The 3719-nt window shown below is 70.3% G+C and carries 2 protein-coding genes and 1 pseudogene; 1 reads left to right on the plus strand and 2 read right to left on the minus strand.

Annotation, left to right across the window (positions count from 1 at the left end):
• Nucleotides 1-746: aldehyde dehydrogenase family protein (locus ABZ281_RS42125; protein WP_356663271.1), on the minus strand; the 746-nt coding region annotated here is incomplete at its 3' end.
• A 174-nt stretch (nt 747-920) separates the two neighbouring features.
• On the opposite strand from ABZ281_RS42125, the gene ABZ281_RS42130 reads away from it, so the two are divergent.
• Nucleotides 921-3347: a SpoIIE family protein phosphatase gene (locus tag ABZ281_RS42130; RefSeq protein ID WP_356663269.1), complete on the plus strand. Its 2427-nt coding sequence runs from the start codon at nt 921-923 to the stop codon at nt 3345-3347.
• 115 nt (nt 3348-3462) lie between these two features.
• Here the strand turns inward: ABZ281_RS42130 and ABZ281_RS42135 are convergent.
• Nucleotides 3463-3719: pseudogene (locus tag ABZ281_RS42135) on the minus strand (hypothetical protein); the annotation flags it as partial.

The raw sequence follows: 3719 nt of genomic DNA on the forward strand, positions 1-3719 counted from the left end.
TACCGATCTGCCACGACGCGCCGGGCTGGGGTGGAGCCGGTGAACGAGACCATCGCGACGTGCCGGTCGGCGGCGACCGCACGCCCGGTCTCCGTTCCGCCGGGAAGGACGTGCAGCACGCCGTCGGGCAGTCCGGCCTCGCGGAACAGCTGCGCGACGAGAACGCCGCCGGACACAGGGGTGAGGGGGTCGGGCTTGAGCAGCGCGGCGTTGCCGAGGGCCAGCGCCGGCAACAGGGCACGCATTGCGAAGAGCAGGGGCGCGTTCCACGGGGTGATGACCCCCACCACCCCCAGGGGAACCCGCCACGCCAGGCTCGTCCCGCCGGGCACCTGCGGGGCGAGGACCTCGCCCCGGGGCAGCGACGTGAGCCCGACCGCTTGCTGCAGTTGCGCGAGTCCGGCCGCGATCTCGTAGTCGGCCTTGGCCGGGACACCCCCCGACTCCCGGACGATCCACTCACGGACCTCCGCACTGTGCTCCCGCAGGGCGTGACCAGCGCGTATCAGCACGTCGACCCGCTCGGCTACCGTGGTCGCCGCCCATTCCGGCGCGGCCCGGGCGGCCCGGGCGCCGGCCCGTGCGACATCCGCCGGGGAGGCCACGCCCACCTCCGCGAGGCGCTCGCCGGTGGCCGGTTCGATCACCGGACGGGTGCCGCCCTCGGCGTTCCGCCAGCCCTCGCTGTAGATGCGCCCGGTCCACTCGGCCGCGTCCGGCCAGGTCAGCTCACCGGTGACAGTCATGGTCATGCCCTCCGCCCCGGTCGGTGGATGCGGTCCGCGGCCTTCCGCGCAACCGTTTCATCTTTCCTGGCAATTCAACCCGGGTAGGGGGTATCTGTCATTCTTGGTATATATCTAAGCGAAAACAGTAAGAATGCCTCTCGAGTGAGGCGGGTGGAGGCGGGTGGAGGCGCCATGGCGAGATCTGCGTCCGCCCCAGGCGAGGGCGGCGGTGACTCGTCGGAGGGCTTCGTCGACGATGCGGCCACCGCGAAGGCCGTCGTGGACGAGCGCGGCATCGTCACGGCATGGAGCGACGGGGCACATAGGCTGCTCGGGTACGGGGCCTGGGAAGTGGTCGGCCGGCCGGGGGCCGCGCTTCTCGCCGACGGTCTCCCACCGGAAGCCCTGAGCTCCCTGCTCACGCTCCCCAGGTGGAGTGGACGGGCGACGCTACTGCACCGCGAGGGACACGCGCTGACCGTGAACCTCCTGGCTCACCTCCGGCAGGACGAGGACGGCCACGGCGAGTGGCTGCTGCTCACGCCGGTCAGCAGCCTCCGGGTGAGTCCCGACGACGATGTGTTCCTCAGGCAGAGCTTCACCCAGTCCACCTGCACGACGGCGCTGTACGACACCGGTTTGCGGCTGGTCAGGGCCAACACTGACATGGAACGGGTGATCGGCCTGCCCGAGGAGGCGATGCGCGGACTACGGGTCTCGGAGATCGTGCACCACCCGCAGGCCGATCGCACTGAGCAGGCCATGCGGCGTGCGCTGGACACCGGGGAGCGGCAGGACCTCCAGGTATCGCTGCAGCTCGCGGGCCATGAGCGCCCGAGCGTGTGGACCGTCTCGCTCTCCCTGGTACGGGCGGGCGACGACCTGCCCCAGGGAGTGCTGCTCTCGGCGCACGACATGACCGAGCAGCACATGGCCCGGCAGCGGCTGGCCCTGCTGAACGAGGCCAGCCTGCGCATCGGCAGCACGCTCGACCTGGTACGCACCGCGCAGGAACTCGCCGACGTGGCCGTACCCCGGCTCGCCGACTTCGTCACCGTCGACCTGCTGCCGTCCATCGACGACGGCGAGGACCCGCCCTCGGGTGCCCCTCACGGTCCCGTGCGGTTGCGCCGCGTCGCCCACCAGTCGGTTCTCGAGGGCTGCCCCGAGGCCGTGGTTCCGAACGGGACCGTGGCCGTCTACCCGGACAAGTCAACGGCGGCCGAGTGCCTGGCCGCCGGCCGGCCGCTGATCCAGCAGGTCACACGTGACGCCATGGAGCACGTGCTGCGCCAGACCCCCGAGCGGGGGGAACGGATGCGGCGGTTCGGTTTCCATTCGGTACTGGCCGTGCCCATGCGGGCGCGCGGCCTCACGCTGGGCGTGGCCACCTTCTCCCGCCACCGCAGCCCGGAGCCCTTCGAACAGGACGACCTGCTGCTCGGCCAGGAGATCACCGACAGAGCCGGCCTCTGCATCGACAACGCCCGCCGATTCACCCGGGAGCGCGCCACCTCGCTCACCCTGCAGAGCAGTCTCCTGCCGCAACGACTCCCCGAACAGTCGGCCCTCGATGTCGCCTCCAGCTACCTGCCCGCCAGCACACGGGCTGGGGTGGGCGGCGACTGGTTCGACGTCATCCCGCTGTCCGGCGCCCGCGTCGCACTAGTCGTCGGCGATGTCGTCGGCCACGGCATCCAGGCCTCCGCGACCATGGGGCGGCTGCGGACGGCCGTCCGGACCCTGGCCGATGTCGACCTCCCTCCCGACGAGCTGCTCACCCACCTGGACGATCTGGTCAGTCACCTGGACGCGGGGGCGGACAACGGCGGCGACATCGGCGCCACGTGCCTGTACGCCGTCTACGACCCCGTCTCCCGCCGCTGCTCCATGGCCCGCGCAGGGCATCCCGTCCCGGCGCTGCTCACACCGGACGGCACGGTGGACTTCCTCGACGTCCCCGCGGGACTTCCCCTGGGTCTCGGCGGTCTGCCCTTCGAGGCCATCGAATGGGAGCTGCCCGAAGGCAGCATCCTCGCGCTGTACACCGACGGTCTCGTCGAGTCCCGCTTCAGTGACATCGACGAAGGCATGGACAGTCTCCTCCAGGTGCTGCGGCGGTCCGGTACCTCACTCGAGAGCACCTGCGAAACGCTGCTGCGGACCATGCTTCCGGAACGGCCGGCCGACGACGTGGCCCTGCTCGTGGCCCGCACCCGCGCCCTCGACACGTTCCACGTGGCGACCTGGGACGTACCACCGGACACGGCCGCGGTCGCCCTGGCACGCAAGAACGCGTGCAGACAACTGGCCGAGTGGGGCCTCGACGAGTGCGTGTCCGTGACCGAGCTGGTGGTCAGCGAGCTGGTCACCAACGCCATCCGGCACGCCGAACCACCCATTGAACTCAGGCTGATCTACGACCGCACCCTCATCTGCGAGGTGTCGGACGGCAGTACCACCGCCCCGCACATGCGCCGGGCCCGCACCTACGACGAGGGCGGCCGCGGCCTGCTCCTCGTCGCCCAGATGTGCCAGGGCTGGGGCGCGCGGCAGACGACCGACGGCAAGGTCATCTGGGCCGAGCAGGCACTCCCCAAGCGGCAGGCTCATCACTGACCAAACCTATAGGCACCAGGCGAGATGAGTGTCCTGGTCTCTCGGCACGAGCCCCACAGGCCCAAGGCCGACGGCGAGCGGATGGCCCAGGCTGGAAACGCTGGATCCCTTGGAACTACGTCTCGTTCATCGGCAGCACGCGCAGAGCCATCACCGTACCGTCGTTGCCGAAGGAAACGGGACCCCAGAGCGTGGCTGTGGTGCTGGTCGGGTAGGTGTCGGGCAACTCGTACGCCCGGCTCCGGTACTCCTCGACCTGTCCCTTGATCAGAAGCTCGTATAGTTCCTCGGATATCCCGGAGAGCGCCTCGACACGGATCCGGTTGAGTCGTCGGTGAGGGCGTTGTGTCAGTTGGGTCCGGCGGCCACGTC

The sequence above is a fragment of the Streptomyces sp. NPDC006265 genome, from assembly GCF_040613555.1.
Taxonomy (GTDB): Bacteria; Actinomycetota; Actinomycetes; order Streptomycetales; family Streptomycetaceae; genus Streptomyces.

Coding starts and splice junctions, on each gene's coding strand:
- ABZ281_RS42130 (WP_356663269.1), top strand. CDS start 921: ATGGCGAGATCTGCGTCCGCCCCAGGCGAGGGCGGCGGTGACTCGTCG.